The organism is Sphingomonas sp. Sphisp66 (genome assembly GCF_047324325.1).
Lineage (GTDB): Bacteria > Pseudomonadota > Alphaproteobacteria > Sphingomonadales > Sphingomonadaceae > Sphingomonas.
The window spans coordinates 1,999,461-2,023,969 of record NZ_CP168508.1 but is presented as its reverse complement, the minus strand read 5'-3'; the positions used below and the strand labels follow the sequence as shown (position 1 = coordinate 2,023,969).

20 protein-coding genes are annotated in these 24,509 nt (G+C 67.7%); 6 read left to right on the top strand and 14 right to left on the bottom strand.

Annotated elements, in window-relative coordinates:
• Positions 1-8: 8 nt before the first annotated feature.
• The 6 genes from hfq to dusB form a co-directional block, all read right to left on the bottom strand.
• On the bottom strand, positions 9-563 hold the full coding sequence (gene hfq / locus ACEN8G_RS09910; RefSeq protein ID WP_307119113.1) for an RNA chaperone Hfq: 555 nt from the start codon (positions 561-563) through the stop codon (positions 9-11).
• A 363-nt stretch (positions 564-926) separates the two neighbouring features.
• Entirely contained in the window at positions 927-2,306 is a 1,380-nt protein-coding gene (locus ACEN8G_RS09905; protein WP_413415407.1) for a sigma-54-dependent transcriptional regulator, read from the bottom strand.
• A complete protein-coding gene (locus ACEN8G_RS09900) occupies positions 2,303-4,615 on the bottom strand; it encodes an ATP-binding protein (RefSeq protein WP_413415421.1) in 2,313 nt (770 codons plus the stop codon). The genes ACEN8G_RS09905 and ACEN8G_RS09900 overlap by 4 nt, the downstream gene beginning before the upstream one ends.
• A gap of 60 nt (positions 4,616-4,675) precedes the next feature.
• Positions 4,676-6,121 (bottom strand): nitrogen regulation protein NR(I), encoded by a 1,446-nt coding sequence (ntrC, locus tag ACEN8G_RS09895; RefSeq protein ID WP_413415405.1) that lies wholly within the window; start codon positions 6,119-6,121, stop codon positions 4,676-4,678.
• On the bottom strand, positions 6,118-7,221 hold the full coding sequence (locus ACEN8G_RS09890) for a two-component system sensor histidine kinase NtrB (protein WP_413415404.1): 1,104 nt from the start codon (positions 7,219-7,221) through the stop codon (positions 6,118-6,120). The genes ntrC and ACEN8G_RS09890 overlap by 4 nt, the downstream gene beginning before the upstream one ends.
• A complete protein-coding gene (gene dusB / locus ACEN8G_RS09885; protein WP_413415403.1) occupies positions 7,197-8,195 on the bottom strand; it encodes a tRNA dihydrouridine synthase DusB in 999 nt (332 codons plus the stop codon). The genes ACEN8G_RS09890 and dusB overlap by 25 nt, the downstream gene beginning before the upstream one ends.
• Before the next feature lie 535 nt (positions 8,196-8,730).
• Here dusB and ACEN8G_RS09880 point away from each other — a divergent pair.
• The gene (locus ACEN8G_RS09880; protein ID WP_413415402.1) at positions 8,731-9,855 is read left to right on the top strand and encodes a bifunctional 2-C-methyl-D-erythritol 4-phosphate cytidylyltransferase/2-C-methyl-D-erythritol 2,4-cyclodiphosphate synthase; all 1,125 of its coding nucleotides are present in this window, start codon (positions 8,731-8,733) and stop codon (positions 9,853-9,855) included.
• A 430-nt stretch (positions 9,856-10,285) separates the two neighbouring features.
• Positions 10,286-10,831, top strand: coding sequence for a CinA family protein (locus tag ACEN8G_RS09875; protein ID WP_413415401.1), 546 nt, complete (start codon positions 10,286-10,288; stop codon positions 10,829-10,831).
• Here ACEN8G_RS09875 and ACEN8G_RS09870 read toward each other — a convergent pair.
• Positions 10,747-11,253, bottom strand: a complete 507-nt coding sequence (locus tag ACEN8G_RS09870; RefSeq protein WP_307119120.1) for a type II toxin-antitoxin system RatA family toxin — start codon at positions 11,251-11,253, stop codon at positions 10,747-10,749. The two genes, ACEN8G_RS09875 and ACEN8G_RS09870, sit on opposite strands and share 85 nt — an antisense overlap.
• Before the next feature lie 96 nt (positions 11,254-11,349).
• Positions 11,350-12,276: a lipoyl synthase gene (lipA, locus tag ACEN8G_RS09865; protein WP_413415400.1), complete on the bottom strand. Its 927-nt coding sequence runs from the start codon at positions 12,274-12,276 to the stop codon at positions 11,350-11,352.
• A 127-nt stretch (positions 12,277-12,403) separates the two neighbouring features.
• Here lipA and ACEN8G_RS09860 point away from each other — a divergent pair, with 127 nt between their 5' ends.
• On the top strand, positions 12,404-13,033 hold the full coding sequence (locus ACEN8G_RS09860) for a carbonic anhydrase (RefSeq protein ID WP_307119121.1): 630 nt from the start codon (positions 12,404-12,406) through the stop codon (positions 13,031-13,033).
• 123 nt (positions 13,034-13,156) lie between these two features.
• Here the strand turns inward: ACEN8G_RS09860 and ACEN8G_RS09855 are convergent, their stop codons facing one another.
• The 4 genes from ACEN8G_RS09855 to aspS form a co-directional block, all read right to left on the bottom strand.
• Positions 13,157-13,930 (bottom strand): polyphosphate kinase 2 family protein, encoded by a 774-nt coding sequence (locus tag ACEN8G_RS09855; protein ID WP_413415399.1) that lies wholly within the window; start codon positions 13,928-13,930, stop codon positions 13,157-13,159.
• A 59-nt stretch (positions 13,931-13,989) separates the two neighbouring features.
• Positions 13,990-15,006 carry a 2-hydroxyacid dehydrogenase gene (locus tag ACEN8G_RS09850; RefSeq protein WP_413415398.1) on the bottom strand — a complete coding sequence of 339 codons (1,017 nt, stop codon included), beginning with the start codon at positions 15,004-15,006 and terminating at the stop codon, positions 13,990-13,992.
• Positions 15,007-15,188: 182 nt separating this feature from the next.
• Entirely contained in the window at positions 15,189-16,580 is a 1,392-nt protein-coding gene (locus ACEN8G_RS09845) for an L-serine ammonia-lyase (protein ID WP_413419395.1), read from the bottom strand.
• A 256-nt stretch (positions 16,581-16,836) separates the two neighbouring features.
• On the bottom strand, positions 16,837-18,675 hold the full coding sequence (gene aspS, locus ACEN8G_RS09840; protein WP_413417033.1) for an aspartate--tRNA ligase: 1,839 nt from the start codon (positions 18,673-18,675) through the stop codon (positions 16,837-16,839).
• A 175-nt stretch (positions 18,676-18,850) separates the two neighbouring features.
• Between aspS and rnd the strand changes: the two genes are divergently transcribed.
• The 3 genes from rnd (at position 18,851) to ACEN8G_RS09825 (ending at position 20,687) form a co-directional block, all read left to right on the top strand.
• On the top strand, positions 18,851-20,029 hold the full coding sequence (rnd, locus tag ACEN8G_RS09835) for a ribonuclease D (protein ID WP_413417031.1): 1,179 nt from the start codon (positions 18,851-18,853) through the stop codon (positions 20,027-20,029).
• Entirely contained in the window at positions 20,026-20,313 is a 288-nt protein-coding gene (locus ACEN8G_RS09830; protein ID WP_413417029.1) for an I78 family peptidase inhibitor, read from the top strand. Before rnd ends, ACEN8G_RS09830 begins: the two co-directional genes overlap by 4 nt.
• Positions 20,314-20,399: 86 nt before the next feature.
• Complete coding sequence (locus tag ACEN8G_RS09825; RefSeq protein ID WP_413417027.1) at positions 20,400-20,687, top strand: I78 family peptidase inhibitor; 288 nt, start codon at positions 20,400-20,402, stop codon at positions 20,685-20,687.
• A 141-nt stretch (positions 20,688-20,828) separates the two neighbouring features.
• Here the strand turns inward: ACEN8G_RS09825 and ACEN8G_RS09820 are convergent, their stop codons facing one another.
• Together ACEN8G_RS09820 and ACEN8G_RS09815 are read right to left on the bottom strand one after the other, a co-directional pair.
• A complete protein-coding gene (locus tag ACEN8G_RS09820) occupies positions 20,829-22,328 on the bottom strand; it encodes a Ppx/GppA family phosphatase (protein ID WP_413417025.1) in 1,500 nt (499 codons plus the stop codon).
• Positions 22,325-24,475 carry an RNA degradosome polyphosphate kinase gene (locus tag ACEN8G_RS09815; RefSeq protein WP_413417023.1) on the bottom strand — a complete coding sequence of 717 codons (2,151 nt, stop codon included), beginning with the start codon at positions 24,473-24,475 and terminating at the stop codon, positions 22,325-22,327. Before ACEN8G_RS09815 ends, ACEN8G_RS09820 begins: the two co-directional genes overlap by 4 nt.
• Positions 24,476-24,509: the final 34 nt, after the last annotated feature.

The window sequence follows — 24,509 nt, the reverse complement described above, 5'->3', positions numbered from 1 at the left end:
AGATTCACTCAGTCGTCGCTATTCTGTTCCTCGGCGAGGTTCAGCGGGTGCGCCGGCTGGATCGTCGAGACAGCATGCTTGTAGACCAGCTGGGCCATGCCCTCGCGCTGGAGCAGCATGCAGAACAGGTCGAAGGACGCGATCTGGCCCTGCAGCATCACGCCATTGACCAGGAACATGGTGACATTTTCCTGCTGGCGGCGAACCGCGTTGAGGAAAATCTCCTGCAATACCGGGTTCTTGGACTGATGTTCTCCCACCGCTTCGAGAAGCGGGGCGAGATCCACCGGGCCCGATGGCATGATCGTGGAGATCGCGTGCTTGTAGATGAGCTGCGACTGGCCGTCGCGGCGGAGCAGCACCGAAAAATTGTCGAACCAGGTGACGATGCCCTGGAGCTTGACGCCCTTGACGAGGAACATCGTGACCGGCGTCTTCGACCGGCGCAGCGAGTTGAGGAACAGATCCTGAAGCGAGGTCTGCTTTTCGGCCATCGTGCGTGACTCTCTTTGTTGGCGGGAGTTTCCCGCTTGGCGCCGTTCTCTGGCGTCGGGACCGCGCACCCGTGTGGCGCGCAGCGCGGCCCTTTTATGCTGTGGGGGCCGAATCGTCCAGCCGATCCTACGCGTCGCCGGCGAGCGACTCGTCAAAGTTCACTAAGTTCACGCCACGCGCGGTTCTGCGACGTGCTGACGGACCCTTTTTCCGACGGATGCGCCGTTTCGCGCAATCATGATGCGCGGAGGGGATCCTATCTTTCCTACCGGTTCAAAGAGCGGCCGGAGGTGCGCCGGCAGCGGGAGGGAAGCAGGGGAAATCCTACATTGCAAGGTATCCGTCGCCGGGATCTCGTGCCGCTCTTTCCCCGCCTTCGCCTGAGATCCCGGCTTTCGCCGGGATGACGGATATAGTGGAGGGCTGGACCCCTACTCCTCCCGGCTGTCGGTGATCCCCAGCAGCTTGAGCTTCCGGTGCAGCGCCGAGCGCTCCATGCCGATGAAGCTTGCCGTGCGCGAGATGTTGCCCGAGAAGCGGCGGATCTGGACCTTCAGATATTCCCGCTCGAAGCTCTCGCGCGCCTCCTTGAGCGGTGCGCCCATGATCGCGCTGGTGCCCATGCCGCCGCCGGTATCAGCCGGGCGGCCGAGCACTTCGGGCGGCAGCAGGTCGAGATCGATGCGGCCGATCCGGTCGCCCGGGGCGAGGATCACGGTGCGCTCGACCACGTTGCGGAGCTGGCGGACATTGCCCGGCCATTCATAGCTCTGCAGCGCCACCATCGCGTCGGGCGCGATCTCCGGCGTCGGCACGCGGCGCTCATTGGCGTAATGGGCGACGAAATGCTCGACGAGGACGGGGATGTCCTCACGGCGATCGGTGAGCTGCGGGATCGCCACCGGTACGACGTTGAGGCGGTAATAGAGATCCTCGCGGAAGCGTCCCTCGGCGATCTCGGTCATCAGGTCGCGTGCGGTGGCGGAGACGACGCGGACATCGACCTTGACCACGCGGGTGCCGCCGACGCGGGTGAAGCTCTGGTCGGTCAGCACGCGCAGGATGCGGGCCTGGGTGGCGACCGGCATGTCGGCGATCTCGTCGAGGAACAGGGTGCCGCCATGCGCCTGCTCGAGCAGGCCGGTGCGGACCAGGTCCCCACCCTCCTCCACGCCGAACAGCTCCTCCTCGACCCGCTCGGGCTGCATGCGCGCGGCGCTGACGATGACGAAGGGCGCGGCGGCACGCTGGCTCCAGCCATGGAGCAGCCGGGCGGCGACTTCCTTGCCGGTGCCGGCGCCACCGGTGATCAGCACGCGGCTGCCGGTGGAGGCGACGCGCTTGAGGGTGGCGCGGACGGTGTTGATCGCGCCCGACTGGCCGGTCAGGTCCTCCTCACGCCCGATCGAGGCGCGGAGGGATGCGACTTCGCGCTTGAGCCGCTCGGTCTCGGTGGCGCGCTCGACGAGGAACAGCAGGCGCTCGGCTTCGAACGGCTTCTCGATGAAATCGGAGGCCCCGCGGCGGATCGCGGCGACGGCGGTGTCGAGATTGCCATGGCCCGAGATCACCAGCACCGGGATCGAGGGATCGCGGCGCTTGATCTCGTCGAGGATCTCCAGCCCGTCGAGCCGCGAGCCGTGCAGCCACACGTCGAGCAGCACCAGGCTGGGGCGGCGTTCGGCAATGGCTTCGAGCGCTGCGTCGCTGTCGGCCGCGCCCCGCGTCGTATAGCCCTCGTCCTCCAGCACGCCGGCGACCAGTTCACGGATGTCGCGCTCATCGTCGACGACCAGGATATCGAGGCTCATGATTTGGCACTTCCAGTACGCGTAAGCACGGCGGGACGCGGCTCGTCGCCGCCCTCGCCTTCAGGGGCGCTCGCCATTCCGGCGAGCTGATCGGTATCGAAGCAGATCGTCACCAGCGTGCCGCCGCCCGGGCGATCCGAGAAGCCGATGGTGCCGAAATGCTCCTCGACGATCTTCTTCACGATCGCGAGGCCGAGGCCGGTGCCGCGGCTGCGCGTCGTCATGTAGGGCTCGACGATCCGGTCGCGCTCGACCGGCAGGCCGATGCCGTTGTCGGCGAGCGTGAGGGTGAGCTTGCCCTCCGCCTCGGAGTGGATCGTCATGACGATCTCGCCCTGGGGCAGTGCCTCCCCTTCCCCGCGCGCCTCGATCGCCTCCACGGCGTTCTTCACGATGTTGGTGAAGGCCTGGCCGATCTGGCGGCGATCGCAGATCAGGCCGGGGGCCGGATCGGGCGCGTCCATCTCGAAGCGGACCGTGGGGTGCGCGACTTCGTGGAGGAACATTGCCTGGCGCGCGATGTCGAGCAGCGATTCCTGGCGGAACATCGGCTTGGGCATGCGCGCGAAGGACGAGAACTCGTCGACCATCCGGCGCAGATCGCCGACCTGGCGGACGATCGTGTCGGTCAGCTGGGCGAAGGTGCCGTCCTCGGGCTCGATCTTCTTGCCGTAGCGGCGCTTGAGGCGCTCGGCGGCGAGCTGGATCGGGGTGAGCGGGTTCTTGATCTCGTGCGCGATGCGGCGGGCGACGTCGGACCAGGCGGCGCGGCGCTGGTCGTTGAGCTGCTGGGTGATGTCGTCGAAGGTGAGCACCTTGCCCGCCTCGTCGCTGGTCACCTTCACCGCGAGGGTGCGCGCATCGCCGCCGGTGCCGAGCTGGATCACCGCCTCGCGGTCGCCGGTATCGAGCAACTCGTTGAGCTCCGGCGCGAGCTCGACCAGCGGGTGGCCGACCAGCTCCTGCTCGCCCTGATGGAGCAGCTCGATCGCGGATTCGTTGATCAGGCGGACCTTGCGCTGGGCATCGATCGAGATGACGCCGGCGGAGACGCCCGACATCACGGCCTCGATCAGGACGCGGCGGCTTTCGGCCTGGGCATTGGCGGTGACGAGCGCGTTGGTCTGGGCCTGGAGGCGCTCGGTCATGCCGTTGAAGGCGTTGCTGAGCGTGGCGACCTCGTCGCGCCCTTCCGGTTCGGGCACGCGTGCGCTGAGGTCGCCCTCGGCGGCGCGGCGGGCTGCGGCGACCAGCAGGTTGAGCGGGCGCACCAACCGGTCCGCCACGGCGAGCGCGACCCAGGCCGTCACCGCCATGATCAGCAGCGCCACGCCGAACAGCGCGACGTTGAAGCGAAGCTGCAGGGACTGCGCGCTCTTCTGCAACCCGTTATATTCGGTGATGATCGACTGTGCCTCGACCACCTGCCGGTTCAGGAAGGCCGCATCGACCGCCGAGCCGACATAGAGATAGGTGTCCTTCAGTCCCTTGACCGGGCGGACGATCCACAGGGTGTTGCCGGCATTGCCGACATAGGGCTTGCCGCCGCCGCTGATGTCTTCCGCCAGCTTCGGGGTGACGCGGACGGAGAAGATTTCCTTGAGCAGCTTGTCGGGCGGCGGAAGGATGCGCTCTGCCTGGGGCAGCGTGTCCTCCGGGATCTGCCAATAGTCGTAGATGTTTACGCCGCTGTCCTTGGTGTAGGAGAACAGCGCTGCCTGGTTGAGGTTGCGATAGTAAGTGTTCTGCCAGAAGAACTCGTGGAATCCCTGCGTGCCCGGCCGCAGATTGCCCGCTTCGCGCGAGATATCGCTGGCCATCGTATCGCTTTCCTTCACCCAGCGATCGATGATTTTCCCCTGCGCATTGCGGACCAGTTCCATCGAGGCGTCAAAGGCGTGCTTGGCGCGGTCCGAGATCCAGAACTGGCCGCCTGTCTGGAACATGATCGAGGCCGCGATCACGGTGAGCACGATGGGGACGGAGGCGAGCAGCGAGAAGATGCCGACCAGGCGGACGTGCAACTGCCCGCCCCCCTCCGCCAGCATCTTGGCGGCACGGCGCCGGGCAAAACGGCGCGCGACGAGCATCATCACCGCAACTGCGGGCACCAGATTGGCGATCAGGAGCAACGCCAGCAGGGTCGGCGTCATCCGATCGGTCGCCCTCTCGCCGCTCAGCACGAAATAGCTGGCGACCAGCACGACGATCGCAACGGCAACCACCGCGATTTCTGCCGTAGCGGTAAGGGCCAGCCGCCTCCGCGGCGGCAGCGTTTCGGTCAGAGGCTCGGCGGTGACGGCATCCATCGTGGCCAAGCTAGATCGAGATTGTGGCAAAAAGAACACATAATCGTGCTCGGCCTGTCGCTATTCGGTACCATCCGGGCGGCCCGGGCCGACATCGATGCCGAGCGTGTCGAGCCGCTTGCGCAGCGTATTCCGGTTGATTCCCAAGGCCCTGGCGGCACGCAGCTGGTTGCCGCCGTGACGCGCCAGCATCGCCTCGATCAGCGGGCGCTCCACCTCGCCGATGATCCGGTCGTAGAGCGTGCCGTCGTCGAGGGTGCGGGGCTCCTCGATCGCGATGCGCTCGAGCCGGGCGCGGACGGCGGCCTCGATCCCGGCATCGCGAGTCGCGGGCGCCGGCATGGCGCTCGCCTCGCCGAGCGCGCGGCGGATCGCATCGGCCTCGATCACTTCGTCGCGGCTGAGCGCAGCGATGCGGCGCATCAGGTTCTCGAGCTGGCGGACGTTGCCGGGCCAGTCATAGCCTTCCAGCACCGCCACGGCATTGGTGGCGAGGCTCTTGCGTGGAAGGCCGTCCTCGGCGGCGCGATCGAGGAAATGGCGGGCGAGCAAGGGCACGTCGTCGCGGCGTTCGCGGAGCGAGGGCAGCGCGATGGGGACGACGTTGAGGCGGTAGAACAGGTCCTCGCGGAACTGCCCGGCCTGGACCAAGGCGGCGAGGTCCTTGTTGGTAGCGGCGACGATGCGGACGTCCGCCTTGATCGCCCGGGCGCCGCCGACGGTGGTGAACTCGCCCTGCTGGAGGACGCGGAGCAGGCGGGTCTGGGCGTCCATCGGCATGTCGCCGATCTCGTCGAGGAACAGGGTGCCGCCCGCCGCCTGTTCGAACTTGCCGGCGACGCGGGCCTGGGCGCCGGTGAAGGCGCCGCGCTCATGGCCGAACAGCTCGGCCTCGATCAGCTCGCGGGGGATCGCCGCCATGTTGAGCGCGACGAAGGGCGCGCGGCGGCGCGGGCCGAGATCGTGGATCGCCTTGGCGACCAGCTCCTTGCCGGTGCCCGACTCGCCCGAGATCAGCACGGTGAGGTCGTTGGAGACGACGCGGGCGATGACCCGGTAGACCTCCTGCATCGCCGGCGAGCGGCCGATCAGCGAGGAGCCGCCGTTCAGCTCGTCCTCGGGGAATTCGGCGGGGGCATGGCGGCCGCGGGCAATGGCGCTGCGCACCGCCTGGCCGAGCACGTCGAGATCGAAAGGCTTGGGCAGATAGTCGAAGGCGCCGACCTCGGTGGCTCGGACTGCCGTCGCCAGGGTGTTCTGGGCGGAGAAGACGATCACCGGCAGCGCGGGATGCTCGGCGGTGAGCCGGGCGACTTCGTCCAGGCCGTTGCCGTCGGGCAGCACCACGTCGGTGACCAGCACGTCGGGCAGCGCGGCGCCGATCGCGCGGCGCAGCTCGGCGAGGCTGGCCGCCGTCGTGACGGCATGGCCTTCGCGGCGCAGCGCCGCTGCGACCACGGTGCGGATCGCGCTGTCGTCGTCGACGACGAGGACCGAGCCGGTCATGCCTTGGCTCGCGGCAGTAGGATGCGGAAGACGGTCATTTCGGGCGCGCGCTCACGGGCATATTGGACGATGCCGCCCATGTCGCGGACCAGCTTCTCGACGAGCGGGAGGCCGAGTCCCTTCCCCTCCGGCTTGCCCGAGACGAAGGGCTCGAAGAGATGCTCGGCAATGTCCTCGGGGGCGCCGGGGCCATTGTCCATCACGCAGATCTCGATCGGCAGCGGCACGCGTGGGCGGCCGGCGCCAGTGCTGACCGACATGCCGTGGCGATAGGCGGTCGACAGCACGATGCGTGGCTGGGCGAGGCCGGTGAGCGCCTCGGCGGCGTTCTTGAGCAGGTTCATCATCACCTGCTGGAAGGCGTCGGGATCGATCAGCACGGGGGGCAGCGAGGGATCGAAGCTCTCCTCGATCACCATGCCGCGCGCGAAGCCGGCCAGGGCGACCTTCCGGGCATGGTCGAGCAAGGGATAGATGTTGATCGGCTGGAGCTTCAGCGGCCGGGTGTCGGTGAAGTCCTGCATGCGGTCGATCAGCGCGGCGATGCGATCGACCTCGGTGGTGATCAGGCCGGTGAGCTCGCGGTCCTCGCCCGAGGCGGCGAGCAGCTGGGCGGCACCGCGGATGCCCGACAGCGGGTTCTTGATCTCGTGCGCGAGCATCGCGGCCGCGCCTACCGCGGCCCTGGCGCCGGCGGTGCGGTCCGCACCCTGCGCCACGCGGCGGGACTGGGGGGCGTGGTGGAGGGTGACGATCCGCCAGCCGGGATGATCGGCGACCTGGGTCTCGACATAGTCGACCCGGATTCGCGGGCCGCGGATCGCCTCGATCTCGATGTCGAAGGCGGCGAAGCCATGGCCGTCGCGGCGCTCGACATAGCCGTCGGGCGGGCTCAGCACCGCGTCATAGGGCTGGCCGACCATCGTGGTCTCGGCATGGTTGAGCAGCGCCTCGCAGGCGGCATTGGCATGGGCGATGCGGCCGTCGGGATCGATGACGAGGACCGCGACCGGCAGCGCGGCGAACATCTCGGCGAATTTGGGGCCGGTGGCGGGCGGCGCGGGCCGCAGCCGCCTCAGGCCGCCGCGCGGGAACGCCACGGCACGTAGAATTCGTCGAGCATCGCCAGCACGGTCCTGGCGTCCGGCACCTGGTTGACCTTGTTGCGGAACTCGGCCGAGCCGGGCAGGCCCTTGGTGTACCAGCCGAGATGCTTGCGCATCATGTTGACGCCGGTCATCTCGCCATAATGTTCGAGACTATCGACGTAATGCTCTAGAATCACACGATATTGCTCGTCGACGCTGGGCTCGGCGCGCTCGCCCTTGCCGGTCAGCGCGTCCATCACCTCGCGCAGGATCCACGGCTTGCCATAGGCGCCGCGGCCGATCATCACGCCGTCCGCGCCCGACTGGCGGAGCGCCTCGCGGGCATCCTCGACCGAGCAGATGTCGCCATTGACGATCACCGGGATCTTCACCGCGTCCTTGACCTTGCGGACGAAGGACCAGTCGGCCGAGCCGCGGTACATCTGGTTGCGGGTGCGGCCATGGACGGTGACGAGCTGGCAGCCGAGATCCTCGGCGATGCGGGCAAGCTCGGGGGCGTTGAGACTGTCGAGGTCCCAGCCCATCCGCATCTTGAGCGTGACCGGGACCTTCACCGCCTTGACGCAGGCATCGACGATCGCGGCGGCGTGCTTGAGGTCGCGCATCAGCGCCGAACCGGCATCGCCATTGGTGACCTTGCGGACCGGGCAGCCCATGTTGATGTCGATGATCGCGGCGCCGCGATCCTCGTTGAGCTTGGCGGCCTCGGCCATCTCGGGCGGCGAACAGCCGACGAGCTGCATCGAAACCGGCTCCTCGATCAGATCCCAGGCGGCCTTCTGGATCGACTGGCGCGTGTCGCGGATCGCGGCGGCGCTGGCGATCATCTCGGTGACGTTGAGGCCCGAGCCGTAGCGGCGGACCGCACGGCGGAACGGCAGATCGGTCACGCCGGTCATCGGCGCGAGGATCACCGGCGCTTCGACCTTGACCGGGCCGATCTGGATGGGGGCGAGTTCGCTCATGATGTTGCCTGAAAAATAGGCAGTGGCGCGTACAGGTACAAGCGGCGATTGGCAAGAAGCGGAACATACGGACGCGGAAGTTGGCGGGGTTTGCGCGGAGGGGTGCCTGTGCCGGCTGTTCCGGTTGGCGCGGCCGGCCGAAATGCGCGGGTTGCTGCGGAGTCGCGGCCGGTTTTGCGGACGCCTGGTTCGGGGAAGTTTGCAGTGTTTCGCTGCAGTTTTCGGTAACGCGTTGATATTACGTGCAAAGGCATGCGCGAGCTTTGGTGACTGGACAGTTCAAGGAGCGGCCGGTTCGGGACCGGCTGAGCTTCGAGGCTGTCAGAGGATTTCCTATTTTGGAAGGGGGCCAATCCGTCATCCCGGCGAAAGCCGGGATCTCGTGCGGCCCCTTCCCCGCGCCTTCGCCTGAGATCTCGACTTTCGTCGGGATGACGGCTTGGGGCGCGAGGTGCCGGCCTCGGTTGATGGGTGATGGCGCCTGAGGACCGGATCACGGTGGAACCCCAGACCTACATGCTCTACGTCCCCGCCAATGAAGACCGCCGCCATCATCGTCGCCGCCGGGAGCGGCATCCGGGCCGGGGGCAGCGTGCCCAAGCAGTTCGCACCGCTGGCCGGCAAGCCGATGCTGGTGCACAGCTACGCCGCCATGACGTCAAATCCTGGCATCGACACGGTGCTGGTGGTGATCGGCGAGGGCCAGGAGGCGATGCTGCGTGCCGCGCTGGGGGATGTGGACTTCGTTGTTGGCGGGGCGAGCCGGCGCGAGAGCGTGGCGAACGGGCTGGCGGCGCTGGGCGATGCCGAGCGCGTGCTGATCCATGATGCCGCCCGCCCCTTCCTGCCGCATGCCGTGATCGACCGGCTGCTGGCGGCGCTGGAAACGGTTTCAGGCGCGATCCCCGGCCTGCCGGTTGCGGACACGCTCGTTTCCGCGTCCGGGGTGTCCGTTCCGCGCGACGGGCTGACCCGGGTGCAGACGCCGCAGGCGTTCCGGGGAGAAGCGATCCGGGCGGCGCATGCGGCCTGGCCGGTGGAAAGCGAGGCGACCGACGATGCGCAGATGGTGCGCGCGCTCGGACTGGACGTTGCGGTCGTGGAAGGGAGCACCATGCTGGAGAAGATCACCCACCCCGCCGATTTCGCCGCCGCCGAGGCGCGGTTCGGGGCGCAGATGCGGGTGCGGACCGCGACGGGCTATGACGTGCACCGCTTCGCCGAGGGCGAGGAGCTATGGCTGGGCGGGGTGAAGGTGCCCTATTCGCGCGGGCTTTCGGGGCATAGCGACGCCGATGTGGCGCTGCATGCGATCACCGATGCGCTGCTGGGCACGATCGGCGCGGGCGATATCGGCATGCACTTCCCGCCGAGCGACCCGAAATGGCGCGGGGCGGCCTCGGCGCAGTTCCTCCAGCATGCGGCGTCTCTGGTGGCGGCGGAGGGTGGCGTGATCGACTTCGTCGATGTGACGATCATCTGCGAGGCGCCCAAGGTGGGCCCGCACCGCGATGCGATCCGGGCGAGCATCGCTTCGATCCTGAGGTTGAAGGTGTCCGAGGTGAGCGTGAAGGCGACGACGACCGAGCGGCTGGGGTTCACCGGGCGTGGCGAGGGGATGGCAGCGCAGGCTGTGGCTACGGTGCGGGTGCCGGGCTGATTTTGTTCACGCGGAGACGCGGAGGCGCGGAGAAGAAGATTTGGTTCGCGCAGAGGCGCAGAGAGCGCAGAGATGTCTCGCATCGCGTTAGCGATGCCCTCCAATACCCAGCTTCCGCACTCCCTGCCGCTGAAGCGGCGGAGGGCAAGTGCCACAGGCACGCGCTCTGCGCTCTTTGCGCCTCTGCGCGAACCAATCTTCTTCGCGCCTCCGCGCCTTCGCGTGAGAAATCAAAGGATGTCCGGGTTGGACCGGGTTGGGGCACACTGCCCCTCTCCCCGGCCCTCTCCCCTGGAGGGGAGAGGGAGAAGAAGCAGCGCCGCCGCCTGAGATCCCGGCTTTCGCCGGGATGACGGATTGGGCCAGACCAGCGCCTATGGGAACGAACTGACTCGCGTCGGCAACATTCCGGTGGCACATGCCCGGCCCTATGGATACGATTCTCCCGTCGGAGCTGGTCGCCGCCGCGCGCAAGGTGCTCGATGCCAATCGCGCAGCCGGCCGTCGCATCGCCGTTGCCGAGAGCTGCACCGGGGGCCTGGTCTCCGCCGCGCTCACCGAGATCCCCGGCTCGTCCGACGTCTTCGACGCCGGCTTCGTCACCTATTCGAACGAAGCCAAGCACGACGTGCTCAAGGTGGGCAGCGACGTGCTGGAGACCTTCGGCTCGGTTTCGATCGCGGTCGCGTGGAGCATGGCGCAGGGCGCACTCACCCGCACCCATGCCGATGTCGCGGTGGCGATCACCGGGATCGCCGGCCCCGATGGCGGCAGCGAGAAGAAGCCGGTGGGCACGGTGGTGTTCGCCCAGGCGGTGCGCGGCGCCGATCCCGACCATATCGTGGCGGATGCCCGCCATTTCGAGAATAACGGCCGCGCCGGCGTGCGGCTTCAGGCGGCGTTGTGCGCGCTCGAGCTGCTGATGCCGGGTGCTTCTGCCCCCGAGGACACCGAAGCCGACGTCGAATCGCCGTAGAGGCGGGCGGCGCGTTCCTCGAACGCGTTGATCATCTTGCGCAGCGCCCGGTCGAACATCTGGCCGGCGAGCATCTCGAACACGCGGTTCTTGAAGGCGAAGTCGACCGAGAAGTCGACCAGGCAGCCGCCCTGCCCGTCCGGGCGGAACTTCCAGTCGTTGCTGAGGTGCTTGAGCGGGCCCTCGACATATTCGATGTGCAGGCTGCCCGGCCGCGCCTTCTCGACGCGCGAGGTGAAGGTCTCGCGCAGGCCCTTGAAGCCGACGATCATGTCCGCGACCATCTGGGTGTCGCTGTTCGAGCGGACACGGATCGCGCTGACCCAGGGCAGGAACTCGGGGTAGCGCGCGACGTCCGCCACCAGGTCGAACATCTGCTCCGGGGTATAGGGTAGCGGTCGGGTTTCGCTGTGCTTGGGCATCGTATCAGTTCGTCATCCCGGCGAAAGCCGGGATCTCGGGAGATGGCGCGGGAATGGAGCCGCATGAGATCCCGGCTTTCGCCGGGATGACGGTTATCATTTCCCTGCCTTCGCCAGCTTCGCCTCGCGCGCGGCCTTCATCTCGGCGAAGTCCTCGCCGGCGTGATAGCTCGAGCGGGTCAGCGGCGACGAGGCGACCTGGAGGAAGCCCTTGGCGCGGCCGATCGCGCCATAGGCCTGGAAGGCGGCGGGGGTGACGAACTCCTCGACCTTGGCGTGGCGCGGGGTCGGCTGGAGATACTGGCCCATGGTGAGGAAATCGATGTCGGCCGAGCGCATGTCGTCCATCACCTGATGGACCTCCAGGCGCTGCTCGCCCAGGCCGAGCATGATGCCCGACTTGGTGAAGATCGTCGGGTCGAGGCGCTTGACCGTCTCCAGCAGGCGCAGCGAGGCGTAATAGCGCGCGCCCGGGCGGATGTTCGGATAGAGCCGGGGGACGGTCTCGAGATTGTGGTTGTAGACGTCCGGACGGGCGGCGACGATCGCCTCGACCGCGGCCTCGTGCTTGTTGCGGAAGTCGGGGGTGAGGATCTCGATCGTGGTGGTCGGGTTGGCCTTGCGGATTTCCTCGATCACCTTGACGAACTGGCTGGCGCCGCCGTCGGGCAGGTCGTCCCGGTCGACCGAGGTGATGACGATGTGCTCGAGGCCCATCTGCGCGGCGGCTTCGGCCACGTGCTGCGGCTCCAGCGGATCTACCTTGCGCGGCATGCCGGTCTTGACGTTGCAGAAGCGGCAGGCGCGCGTGCAGACGTCGCCGAGGATCATCACCGTGGCGTGTTTCTTCGTCCAGCACTCGCCGATGTTCGGGCAGGCCGCTTCCTCGCAGACGGTGACGAGGTTCTTCGAGCGCATCAGCGCCCGGGTCTTGGCGAAGCCTTCCGAGGTCGGGGCCTTGACGCGGATCCAGTCGGGCTTGCGCTGGCGTTCCGGGCGCGGTGCTGCGGAGAGATCGTTCATGAGGGGCCAGATAGAGCGGCTGGGCCGGGGTTTCCAGCCCCGCTTGCACTTTCGTCAACCGCGTGGCTTCGGCAACACTTCGATACAGAACTTGGCAGTCGGGATGACGGACGTTACGGCACGCGTCATGACCGACTTCACCGACCTGCTCGACGGCTATCAGCGCTTCCGGACCAGCGAATACCGGCGGCACCGCGACCGATGGTCGGGCCTCAGCGAGGGGCAGAGCCCGCGGGTGATGGTGATCGCCTGCTCGGACAGCCGAGTCGATCCGGCGCAGATCTTCGATACCGTGCCGGGCGAGATCTTCGTGGTGCGCAACGTCGCCAACCTGGTGCCGCCGTTCGAGGACGATGCGAGCCGCCACGGCGTCTCCGCCGCGCTGGAGTTCGCGGTGAACCAGCTCGAAGTGCCCGAGATCGTGGTGCTGGGGCATGGCGCGTGCGGCGGCGTCGGCGCGGCGCTGTCGCAGCGCTTCAAGGGCGCGCCGAACGGCGAAGGCGGGTTCATCGCCCACTGGGTCGACATGCTCGACCCGGCGCGCGAGCGGATCGTGGCGCAGCACGGCACCGGACCCGAGGCGGTGCGCGCGCTGGAGCTGGAGACGGTGCGCGTCTCGCTGACCAACCTCACCAGCTTCCCCTTCGTCAGCAAGCGGCTGGCCGAGGGCAGCCTCAAGCTCCACGGCGCCTATTTCGCGATTGCCGACGGGGTGCTGCACCTGATGGGCGAAGACGGGGAATTCGCGCCGGCTTGAGCAACTTAAGCCGTCATCCCGACGAAAGTCGGGATCTCGTGCGGCTCCGTCCCCGCGCCTTCGCCTGAGATCCCGGCTTTCGCCGGGATGACGGACTGGTGGCGGGATGACGTACCCGGGCGACTAAAGCCCCAGCGCCTTCCTCGCCACCTTCTCCACCTCGGGATCGAGCGCGGGCGGCTCCATCGGCACCTGCTTCTCCAGCGCGTCGGCGATGGCGGTGAGCGCGGCGATGCGGGCGGCCTTCTTGTCGTTGCCGTCGATCACGATCCAGGGGGCGTTTTCGGTGCTGGTCTTCGCGAACATCTCGTGCATCGCGTCGAGATATTCGGAGCGCTTCGCCCGGTTGCGGTAATCGTCGAGCCCGGTCTTCCAGCGCTTCCAGGGATGCTCGAGCCGGTCCTCGAGGCGCTTGTCCTGGGTCTTCTGGGTGACGTGGACGAAGACCTTGACCAGCGTGGTGCCGTTGGTGACGTGCTGGGCCTCGAAATCGTTGATCTCGTCATAGCCGCGCCGCCAGTCGGCTTCCCTGGCGAAGCCCTCGACCCGCTCGACCAGCACGCGACCGTACCAGCTGCGGTCGAACACCGCGATGTTGTGCTGGGCGGGCAGGCGCTGCCAGAAGCGCCAGAGGAAATGGTGCGCGAGCTCCTCGGGCGAAGGCGCGGCGATCGGCCAGACCTCGAAATAGCGCGGGTCCCATTCGGCGGTGAGGCGCTGGATGATGCCGCCCTTCCCCGCCGCGTCCCAGCCTTCGAACAGCACGATCGCGCGGCGGCGATGGACGATATGGGCGTACTGGATGTGGCTGAGGCGCTTCTGCAGCTTGGCCAGCGCCTTGTCGTAATTGCCGTCGAACGGCTTGCCCTTCTCGTACTTCGCCAGATCGATCGCCATGCCCGGTCCTTTCGTGCCTGGCAGAACGATAGAGCCGGCGCGGGGCTCCGCCAACCTGCCTAGTGCGACGCGGCGATCCGGCCGGCATCGACGCGGTTGGCGAGCAGCTTGCCCATCTCGGCATCGGCGATGCTGCGCAGCGTGGTCCCGGCGATCGCGCCGAGCGCTTCCTCGGTGAGGAAGGCCTGGTGGCCGGTGATCAGCACGTTGGGGAAGGTGAGCAGGCGCTGGAACAGGTCGTCCGAGACGATCTCGTTCGACAGGTCCTCGAAGAACAGGTCGGCTTCCTGCTCATAGACGTCGAGCGCGACGGCGCCGATCTTGCGCGACTTGAGCCCCTCGATCAGCGCGGCGGTGTCGATCAGCGCGCCGCGGCTGGTGTTGACGATGGTCAGGCCCGGGCGGGCGGCCTCGATGGCGGCGGCGTCGATCAGGTGACGGGTGTCCGGGGTGAGCGGGCAATGGAGGGTGACGATCTCCGCCGCGCGGAGCAGTTCGCCGCGCTCGACATAGCGCACCCCGAGTGCCTCCAGCGCGGGATCGGGATAGAGGTCGCTGGCCAGCACCTCGCAGCCGAAGCCGGCGCGCAGGCTGCGGGCGACGAGCGCGCCGATCTTGCCGGTGCCGATCACCCCGACGGTGCGGCCATGGAGGTTGCGGCCGATCAGCCCGTCGAGCGCGAAATTGTTCTCGCGGACCCGGGCCCAGGCGCGCGGGATCCTGCGATCGACGGCGAGCAGCAGGCCGATAGTGAACTCGGCGACGGCGTGGGGCGAATAGGCCGGTACGCGGACGACGTCGATGCCGAGCCGGGCGGCGGCGGCGAGGTCGACATTGTTGAAGCCGGCACAGCGCAGCGCGACGATCCGGGTACCGCCGGCGGCGAGCGTCTCCAGCACCTCGGCGTTCACCGTGTCGTTGACGAAGACGCATATCGCCGGGTGGTCTTTGGCCAGCGATGCGGTGGCGGGCTCGAGGCGGGGCTCGAGGAAGTCGAGGTCGTGGCCGAAGGCTGCGTTCGCTTCGGTGAGGAAGCGGCGGTCATAGGGCTTGGTGTTGAAGACGGCGATGCGCATGGGATTACGATCCCCTGCGTGGGGGCTGGTGGCAAGGGCCTCCTTTCCGTCATCTGCTCTTCACGTCATCCCGGCGAAAGCCGGGATCTCGTGCGGCTCCTGTCCTGCCGTCCGCGCCTTCGCCTGAGATCCCGGCTTTCGCCGGGATGACGGTTAGAGGGCGGGCGGGATGACGGATTATCTCAGCAGGCCACCACGTTCACCGCGAGCCCGCCCTGCGCGGTTTCCTTGTACTTGGAGCGCATGTCCTCGCCGGTCTGGCGCATCGTCTCGATCACGGCGTCGAGGCTGACGATGTGGCTGCCGTCGCCATGCATGGCGAGATAGGCCGCGTTGATCGCCTTGATCGCGCCCATGGTGTTGCGCTCGATGCAGGGGATCTGGACCAGACCTCCAATGGGATCGCAGGTGAGGCCGAGATTATGCTCCATGCCGATCTCGGCGGCATTCTCGATCTGGGCGTTGGTGGCGCCGAGCGCGGCGGCCAGGCCTGCCGCGGCCATCGAGCAGGCGACGCCGACCTCGCCCTGGCAGCCCATCTCGGCGGCGGAGATCGAGGCGCGCTTCTTGTAGAGGAAGCCGATCGCGGCGGTGGTGAGCAGGAAGGTGCGCGAGCCGGCGGGCGTCGGATTGGCGCAGAAGGTCTCGTAATAGCGCAGCACCGCCGGGATCACGCCCGCCGCCCCGTTGGTCGGCGCAGTGACGACGCGGCCGCCGGCGGCGTTCTCCTCGTTCACCGCGAGCGCCCAGAGGCTGACCCAGTCGAAGACGAGCGAGGGATCGCTGCGCGGCCCGCGCGCGAGCAGGCGCTGGTGGAGGTCGCGGGCGCGGCGCTTGACCTTGAGGCCGCCGGGCAGCTCCCCCTCCCCGCGCATGCCGCGATCGATACAGGCGGACATCGCGGCGCGCAGGCTGTCGAGAAAGGCGTCGGTCTCGGCGTCGTCGCGCCAGGCAGCTTCATTGGCGCGGACGATGTCGGCGATGCTGGCGTCCTGCGCCGCGGCCACGGCGAGCAGCTCGGCGCCCGAGGTGAAGGCGAAGGGCAGCTTGACGTTGGTCTGGGGCGGCTCGCATCCGCCCTCGACGATCGCGCCGCCGCCGATCGAATAATAGAAGGTCTCCCAGGGCTCGCCCTCGGCATAATGCGCGACGAAGCGCATGCCGTTGGGGTGGGCAGGCAGGAAACGGTCGTCGCGGAAGATCAGGTGGCGGCCCTCGACGAACGGCACCACGACATGGCCGCCGAGCGCGAGCTGCTGCTCGGCGCGGATCGTCTCGACGATGGTATTCACCGCATCGGGATCGACGCTCTCGGGCCGGTAGCCGGCCAGGCCGAGGATGGTGGCGATATCGGTGGCGTGGCCGCGTCCGGTGAGCGCGAGCGAGCCGAACAGCTCGCAGGAGACCGAGGTCGGCGTGCCGCGGTCGAGCGCCGCTTCTGCGAAGGACGCCGCGGCGCGCATCGGACCGACGGTGTGCGAGCTCGATGGGCCGATGCCGATGGTGAACAGGTCGGCGAGCCCAATGGTCGCCTCCGCCTGGGCGCGGGCCCGTGCGGTCTTCGCGTCAGACATTTCTACTCCTGCGTCCCGGCTCTGGCGGCCGGATTGCTTATGTTGGTTGTAGTTTTATGTCTGTACGTTGAAGTTTTATAACTTCAACTTCTAACTCCCCTCCCTGCAAGGGAGGGGTTGGGGGTGGGTTGCGACCCCGGCGGAGGCCGGGGGAGCCCAGCCGTTCGGTGGATGAAAAAGAAAAGGCCGGGCATCGAGCCCGGCCTTCCCTAACCCACCCCTAACCCCTCCCTTGCAGGGAGGGGAATCCAAGGGTTCAGCCCGCCGCGGGGTCGACGATGCCGTCGGTGCCCTTCTTGGCGAGGTCCGCCGCGACCTGGGGGGCGAGGCGGATGTTGAGCTCCTTGAGCTGCTTCTCGCTGACATAGGACGGGGCCTGCATCATCAGGTCCTCGGCCTTCTGGGTCATCGGGAAGACGATGACTTCGCGGATGTTCGGCTCGTCGGCGAGCAGCATGACGATGCGGTCCACGCCAGGGGCCGAGCCGCCGTGCGGCGGGGCGCCGAACTTGAAGGCGTTGATCATGCCGGCGAAGTTGGTGTCGACATCGGCCTGGGTGTAGCCGGCGATCTCGAACGCCTTGTACATGATCTCCGGACGGTGGTTCCGGATCGCGCCCGAGGACAGCTCGATGCCGTTGCAGACGATGTCGTACTGATAGGCCAGGATGTCGAGCGGGTCCTTGGTCTCCAGCGCTTCCAGCTCGCCCTGCGGCATCGAGAACGGGTTGTGGCTGAAGTCGACCTTCTTCGCGTCCTCGTCATATTCGAACATCGGGAAGTCGACGATCCAGCAGAACTCGAAGCGCTTCTTGTCGATCAGCTCGAGCTGCTCGGCGGCGCGGGTGCGCGCGAGGCCGGCGAGCTTGGCGGCCTGGGCTTCCTTGCCGGCGGCGAAGAAGATGCCGTCGTTCGGGCCGAGGCCCATCGCGTCGGCAATCGCCTTCATGCCTTCCTGGCCATGGTTGTTGGCGATCGGGCCGCCGAACACGCCGTCCTTCTGGGTGGCATAGCCGAGGCCCGGGAAGCCTTCCGACTGGGCCCAGCTGTTCATGTCGTCGAAGAACTTGCGGCTCTTCTCATGCGTGCCCGGCGCCGGGACCGCGCGGACGACATCGCCGCCCTCGACGATCGAGGCGAAGCGGCCGAAGCCCGAGCCCTTGAAGAACTCGCTCACGTCGGTGATCAGCAGCGGGTTGCGCAGATCGGGCTTGTCGTTGCCGTACTTCAGCATCGATTCGCGGTACGGGATGCGCTTGAACGGCAGAGCGGAAACGCTGCGGCCCATGCCTTCCCAATCGGCGAATTCCTCGAACACGCCGTGCAGCACCGGCTCGATCGCGGCGAACACGTCGTCCTGGGTGACGTAGCTCATCTCGAAATCGAGCTGGTAGAACTCGCCCGGCGAACGATCGGCGCGCGCGTCCTCGTCGCGGAAGCAGGGGGCGATCTGGAAATACTTGTCGAAGCCGGCGACCATCAGCAGCTGCTTGAACATCTGCGGCGCCTGGGGGAGCGCGTAGAACTTGCCCGGGTGGACGCGCGACGGAACGAGATAGTCGCGGGCGCCCTCGGGCGAGGACGCGGTCAGGATCGGGGTCTGGAACTCGGTGAAGCCCTGGTCGATCATCCGGCGGCGAAGCGAGGCGATGACGCTCGAGCGCAGCATGATGTTCTTGTGGACCTTCTCGCGGCGCAGATCGAGGAAGCGGTTCCTCAGGCGGATTTCTTCCGGGTACTCGGCATCGCCGAACACCGGCAGCGGCAGTTCCTGCGCCTGGCTCTGGATCTTCGCCTCAGTGACGCGGATCTCGACTTCACCGGTGGGGAGGTTCGGGTTCACTGCGGCGCCGTCGCGGGCGACGACCTTGCCGGTCATCGTCACCACCGATTCGCTGCGCAGCGACTCGATCACCTGGAAGGCCGGGCCGTCCACTTCGGTGACGATCTGGGTGATGCCATAATGGTCGCGCAGGTCGATGAAGACCAGGTCGCCATGGTCGCGCTTGCGGTGCACCCAGCCGGAGAGGCGGACTTCCTGGCCGACATGTTCGGCGCGGAGCTGGGCGCAGGTGTGCGTGCGATAGGCGTGCATTTCCGGTCTTTCCCTTGCTCGTCACCCCCGCGAAGGCGGGGGTCCAGGGTCGCGAGCGATGTTGCCTTGGGCTCTGGATCCCCGCCTGCGCGGGGATGACGAATAAATTAGCGTGGGCGCGCATTCCTTGCAGACCCCACTTTTGTCAACCCGAAGACCGGTCTATGGGCCTTGGATGCATATCCATGGTCTGATTGAAGACAGCGCGACTCTCGCCAACCTCTGCGCCCGCCTCGCCAACAAGCCGTACGTCTGCGTGGACACCGAGTTCATGCGCGAAAACAGCTACTGGCCCGAACTCTGCCTGATCCAGATCGCCGACGACGAAGAGGCCGCGGCGATCGATCCGATGGCACCGGGAATCGACCTCACGCCCCTGCTCGACCTGATGACCAGGAACGAGGACGTGCTGAAGGTCTTCCATGCCGGCGGCCAGGACATCGAGATCGTCTACAACCTCACCGGCAAGACGCCGCACCCGCTGTTCGACACCCAGGTCGCCGCGATGGCGCTCGGGCTGGGCGAGCAGATCGGCTATTCGAACCTGGTCGACACCTATCTGGGCTTCACGATCGACAAGGGCGCCCGCTTCACCGACTGGAGCCGCCGCCCGCTCGACAAGCGCCAGATCGACTATGCCATCGCCGACGTGACGCATCTCTCCAAGATCTTCCCCAAGATGCTGGAGAAGCTGAAGAAAACCGGTCGCGGCGCCTGGCTGGACCAGGAGATGGAGCGGCTCGCCGACCCTGAGAACTATCACAACGACCCGGACGAGGCGTGGCAGCGCGTGCGCGTGTCGAGCCGCAAGCCGGAGGTGCTCGGCCGCCTGAAGGCGCTTGCCCGCTGGCGCGAGCTCGAGGCGCAGGGCAAGGACCTGCCGCGCGGCCGCATCGTCAAGGACGAGACGCTGGCCGACCTGGCCGGCAACCCCCCGCGCAAGCAGAGCGACCTGGGCAAGGTGCGCGGGCTCTCCGCCGCCTGGGCCGGCAACGACATTGGCGGACGGCTGATGGCGGCGTTGGAAGGCGCCGAGCCGATGTCGACCGCCGAGCTGCCGCCGCGCGACGACCGCAAGCCCTCGCTTGGCAAGGACGGAGCGCTGGTGGCGGACCTGCTCAAGTTGCTGCTCAAGATCCGCGCCAAGGAGATCAACGTCGCGCCGCGCCTGCTCGCGCGCTCGGACGATCTCGAGTCGCTGGCGGCGGGCGTGCGCGACGGGCTCGCGATCCTGGAGGGCTGGCGCTACGAGCAGTTCGGCCGCGATGCGCTCAACCTGGTCGAGGGTCAGCTGGGGTTCACCGTCAAGAATGGTAAGCTCAAGATGACCCGTACCGAGGAACCCGCCGAATGATCCGTGTCGTCCTGCCCGCTTTTGCCCTGATGCTGACCGGTGCCTGCGCGGCGAAGACGCCGCCCCAGGCTATTCCGGGCGTGGAGTGCAACGCCACGAAGCTGGGCGGGCTGGTCGGCAAGGCGCGCAGCCCTGAGGTTGCCGAGGAAGCCAAGCGGCTTTCGGGCGCCAATATCGTGCGATGGCTCGAACCGGGGATGATGGTGACGCAGGAATTCCGGGCGGACCGGCTGAACCTGCACCTGGGCACCGACGGCAGGATCGGCTCCGCACGCTGCGGTTAAGCGGCGGATAGGCATAGGCCTCCCTCCCCTTCGTTACGCATCCGGGGTATAGACCGCGCCGCCGGGGGGCGAGCGAGGAGAGAGTTATGCGCGCCATCGGAATGATCGCGACCGCCCTGCTGGTTGCCGGCTGCATGAATGACGGCAGGCCCCACCCGATGCCCGGGCCGCGGCTGTGCAATGCGAATGCAGTGCAGCGCTTCATCGGCGCGCAGATGTCGCCGGGGCTCCAGTCGCGGCTGCGGGCGCGCAGCGGGGCGTCGAGCGTGCGGGTGGTGCGCCCGGGCGAGGCGATGACGATGGACTTCCGCCGCGACCGGCTGACGGTGGACCTCAACGAGCGCGGGCGGATCAACGGGCTGCGGTGTGTCTAATTGATCTCCCCTCCCTGGAAGGGAGGGGTCGGGGTGGGTCGCGTCGAGGCGGTACGGTAACCGATATCGGTACCTCCGCCGTAACGCGAGCACTCTACCCACCCCTAGCCCCTCCCTTCCAGGGAGGGGAACTTGCAGGGATCAGACCTCCAGCACCGGCGCCCGGCCGAACGCCGCGGCGAGTGCCTTGTGGCGCTTCTCCACCGCTTCGCCGTACAGCGCCTCGTCCTCGGGGTGCAGGCAGAGCGCGAGGGTCTCCTCGTCCATGTGCAGCTCGGAGCGGCGGATCGGGGCGGCGACGCCGCCCGACAGGCGCTGGCCGAGGCGGATGGCGAGGCCCCAGAGCTTGGCGCGCCACAGCGTGTCGTCATCGGCGAGCTGGGGCAGCGGCGCGGGCGTGTCGATCCCGCCGCCAAGCGCCGTGTAGAGCGCCTGGCCCAGCGCGGCGCGGCCCATCGAATCGATCGCCACCCAATTGCCGTGCAGCGCCGCGTCGAGGCCACGCTCGGCGCGGAACTCGGGATTGGCGTGCCAGCCGACATCGACCAGCTGGCAGGCGGCATGGCGCAGCCGGCCCAGCTCGTGCGGTTCGCCGGCGAAGAGCGGCGCGATCCACTTGTCGAGCAGGTCGCCATGCTCGGGGAAGCGGCCGAGCCGCTCGCCTTCGTCGCGGGTGGCGGCGATCAGCGGGTCCTGCTGGCGCAGCTCGGGCGAGAGGCGCTGGTAGAGCAGCCCTTCGCGCAGGCCATAGGCGGAGACGATCGTGCCGCTGCTGCCGAGTTGCTTGAGGACATGGCCGAGCAGCAGCGCGGCGTCCTCCAGCGTGTTGGCGCGGGCGCTGGACAGGTTGGGGATCGCCTTGAGATCGGCCTTGGGCATCGCCGCGATCGAGCTGGCCAGCTCGGTGATGCGCGGCACCGCCATCGGATATTGGTGGGCGATCGGCAGCGGATAATGCTTCAGGTGCATGTCGAGCCGGGCCAGGCTGCGCCATGATCCGCCGACCAGATAGAAGGGCAGACCCTTTCCCCGTCCCTTCCAGCCGGCGTCCCCGAGCAGCTTCGTCACCCGGCGTTCGAGCGCGGTCTTGCCCTCGGCACGGATCGCGCCGAGGCGGAGCACGCCCAGGGGGAAGGACACCCGGTCGGTCACCGTGCCGGCGACGACGCGGACCAGCTCCAGCGAGCCGCCGCCGAGATCGCCGACGATGCCGTCCGCCTCCGGAATGCCCGAGAGCACGCCCAGGCCCGAGGCCATCGCCTCCTCCTCGCCCGACAGCGTCTCGACCTCGAGGCCGAGCGCGCGGGCCGCCTCGATCAGCTCGCGGCCGTTGGAGGCGTCGCGGACCGCTGCCGTCGCGACGGTCCGCAACTCGCCGACCTGCATCTCGCGGGCGAGCGTGGCGAAGCGCGCCAGCGCCCCGCGCGCGGCGGCGAGGCTGGCGGGATCGATCGCACCGGTCTCGGCCAGGCCGCGGCCCAGGCCGGCCATCACTTTCTCGTTGAACAGGGTCGCCGGCAGGCGGGCCGAGCCCTGATAGACCACGAGGCGCACCGAGTTGGAGCCGATATCGATGATCGCGGTGCGACCCTCGATCCCGGCAGGCTTCGCGCGCGCCTTGCGGAAGGGCAATGTGGTCATTCCTTCGCCTTGGCCTTTGCCGGACCGCGGCGCCGCTTGAGCTGGAGCTTGGGCACGGGTTTGCGCGATTCGAGCGCGGCGCCGCGGCCCGAGAGCGACGGGTTGGTCATGAAATAGCGGTGCAGGTTGAAGGCGCCGTCCTCGCCCGGCTCGGTGCGGGTGTAATGGCCGTCGCTCTGGAGCAGCCAGCTCTGCTCGTTGTCGAGCAGATTGGCCACCATCACCTGGTCGAGCACCTGGTCGTGCACCGTCTTGTTGAGGATCGGCAGCATGAACTCGACGCGTCGATCGAAGTTGCGCTGCATCCAGTCGGCCGAGGAGATGTAGACCTTCGCGCCGTCGTTCGGCAGCGCCTTGCCGTTGCCGAAGGCCCAGATGCGGCTGTGCTCGAGGAAGCGGCCGACGATCGACTTGACCTTGATGTTCTCGCTCATGCCGGGGACGCCGGGGCGGAGGCAGCAGATGCCGCGGATGACCAATTCGATCTCCACACCGGCGTTGCTCGCTTCGTAGAGCTTTTCGACCACTGCGGGATCGACCAGCGAGTTCATCTTGGCCCAGAGCTGGCCGGGGCGGCCGGCACGGGCATGGGCGATCTCGTCGTCGATCAGCCCGACGAGGCGGTTGCGCAGGTCGCGCGGAGAGATGCCGATCAGCTCCAGCCCGTGCGGCTCCACATAGCCGGTGACATAGTTGAAGATCTGCGCGGCATCGCGGCCCACCCGCGGATCGGCGGTGAAGAAGCTGATGTCGGTATAGATGCGCGCGGTGATCGGATGGTAGTTGCCCGTGCCGAAGTGGCAATAGGTACGATAGCCATTGCCCTCGCGCCGGACGACCATCGAGACCTTGGCATGGGTCTTCCAGTCGATGAAGCCATAGACGACCTGGACGCCCGCCCGCTCGAGCGCGGTCGCCCAATAGAGGTTCTGCTCCTCGTCGAAGCGCGCCTTCAATTCGACCACAGCGGTGACCGACTTGCCGGCCTCGGCCGCGGCGATCAGCGCGTTGATCACGGCGGGCTGCTTGCCGGCGCGGTAGAGCGTCTGCTTGATCGCCACCACGTCCGGATCGGCCGCTGCCTGCTGCAGGAAGGAGATGACGACGTCGAACGTCTCATAGGGGTGGTGGACGACGATGTCCTTGGCCTTGATCGCCGCGAAGCAATCGCCGCCATATTCGCGGATCCGCTCGGGGAAGCGCGCCGAATAGGGGGTGAACTTGAGATCGGGCCGGTCCTCGTCGACCAGGAAAGCAAGGTCGCCGATGCCGAGGAAGCCGCCGGTCTCGGTGAGCAGCGCCTCGCTGCCGCCCAGCTCCTCCTTGAGCACCGCCTCCAGCTCGGGGGAGATGCTGTCCTCCATCTCGAGGCGGATCACGCGGCCGCGGCGGCGGCGCTTGATCGCCGAGCGGAAGGTCATGACCAGGTCCTCGGCCTCTTCCTCGATCTCGATGTCGCTGTCGCGCAGCACGCGGAACGCCGCGGCGCCGAGCGAAGTGTAGCCCGGGAAGAGCAGATGCGAGAAATGCTTGAGCACCGCCTCGACCGCGACATAGCGCGCGGGGTTGCCCGGCAGGCGGACGAAGCGCTTGATCGCGGTGGGGAGCAGGACGAGCTCGCGCACCGGCTCGCGGTCCGACTTGCGGACCAGGTCGAAGATCACGCTCGATCCCTGGTTGGGGATGAACGGGAACGGGTGCGCGGGATCGAGCGCCTGGGGGGTGAGGATCGGGAAGATCTGCTCGCGGAAATGGGTTTCCAGCCAGGCCTCGGTCTCGCCCTCGATCGCATTGGCGTCGAGGACATGGATGCCGGTCTCGGCGAGGTCGGCGCGGATATCGGTCCACACGCTCTGCTGGTTGTCGGCCAGCGTCTCGGCCTCGGCCGAGATGGCGGCGAGCTGCTGGCCGGGCGTGAGCCCGTCGGCCGAGCGCGCCTCGACCTTCTGGAGCTGCTGGCCCATCAGGCCGGCGACGCGGACCATGAAGAACTCGTCGAAGTTCGAGCCTGAGATCGACAGGAAGCGCAGCCGTTCGAGCAGCGGATGGGCGGGGTTGCACGCCTCTTCCATCACCCGGCGGTTGAAGGCGAGCCAGCTCAGCTCGCGATTGAAGTAACGTGCGGAATTATCCGGCGATTCGGTCATCGAGGTCCCTTCAACGGCGCGTGCTTTCGCTGCC

Coding starts and splice junctions, on each gene's coding strand:
- ACEN8G_RS09830 (WP_413417029.1), top strand. CDS start 20,026: ATGATCCGTGTCGTCCTGCCCGCTTTTGCCCTGATGCTGACCGGTGCC.
- ACEN8G_RS09875 (WP_413415401.1), top strand. CDS start 10,286: ATGGATACGATTCTCCCGTCGGAGCTGGTCGCCGCCGCGCGCAAGGTG.
- dusB (WP_413415403.1), bottom strand. CDS start 8,195: ATGAGCGAACTCGCCCCCATCCAGATCGGCCCGGTCAAGGTCGAAGCG.
- ACEN8G_RS09860 (WP_307119121.1), top strand. CDS start 12,404: ATGACCGACTTCACCGACCTGCTCGACGGCTATCAGCGCTTCCGGACC.
- ACEN8G_RS09855 (WP_413415399.1), bottom strand. CDS start 13,930: ATGGCGATCGATCTGGCGAAGTACGAGAAGGGCAAGCCGTTCGACGGC.
- lipA (WP_413415400.1), bottom strand. CDS start 12,276: ATGAACGATCTCTCCGCAGCACCGCGCCCGGAACGCCAGCGCAAGCCC.
- ACEN8G_RS09870 (WP_307119120.1), bottom strand. CDS start 11,253: ATGCCCAAGCACAGCGAAACCCGACCGCTACCCTATACCCCGGAGCAG.
- aspS (WP_413417033.1), bottom strand. CDS start 18,675: ATGCACGCCTATCGCACGCACACCTGCGCCCAGCTCCGCGCCGAACAT.
- ACEN8G_RS09850 (WP_413415398.1), bottom strand. CDS start 15,006: ATGCGCATCGCCGTCTTCAACACCAAGCCCTATGACCGCCGCTTCCTC.
- ACEN8G_RS09900 (WP_413415421.1), bottom strand. CDS start 4,615: ATGGATGCCGTCACCGCCGAGCCTCTGACCGAAACGCTGCCGCCGCGG.
- rnd (WP_413417031.1), top strand. CDS start 18,851: ATGCATATCCATGGTCTGATTGAAGACAGCGCGACTCTCGCCAACCTC.
- ACEN8G_RS09880 (WP_413415402.1), top strand. CDS start 8,731: ATGAAGACCGCCGCCATCATCGTCGCCGCCGGGAGCGGCATCCGGGCC.
- ACEN8G_RS09905 (WP_413415407.1), bottom strand. CDS start 2,306: ATGAGCCTCGATATCCTGGTCGTCGACGATGAGCGCGACATCCGTGAA.
- ACEN8G_RS09825 (WP_413417027.1), top strand. CDS start 20,400: ATGCGCGCCATCGGAATGATCGCGACCGCCCTGCTGGTTGCCGGCTGC.
- ACEN8G_RS09845 (WP_413419395.1), bottom strand. CDS start 16,580: ATGTCTGACGCGAAGACCGCACGGGCCCGCGCCCAGGCGGAGGCGACC.
- ntrC (WP_413415405.1), bottom strand. CDS start 6,121: ATGACCGGCTCGGTCCTCGTCGTCGACGACGACAGCGCGATCCGCACC.
- ACEN8G_RS09820 (WP_413417025.1), bottom strand. CDS start 22,328: ATGACCACATTGCCCTTCCGCAAGGCGCGCGCGAAGCCTGCCGGGATC.
- ACEN8G_RS09815 (WP_413417023.1), bottom strand. CDS start 24,475: ATGACCGAATCGCCGGATAATTCCGCACGTTACTTCAATCGCGAGCTG.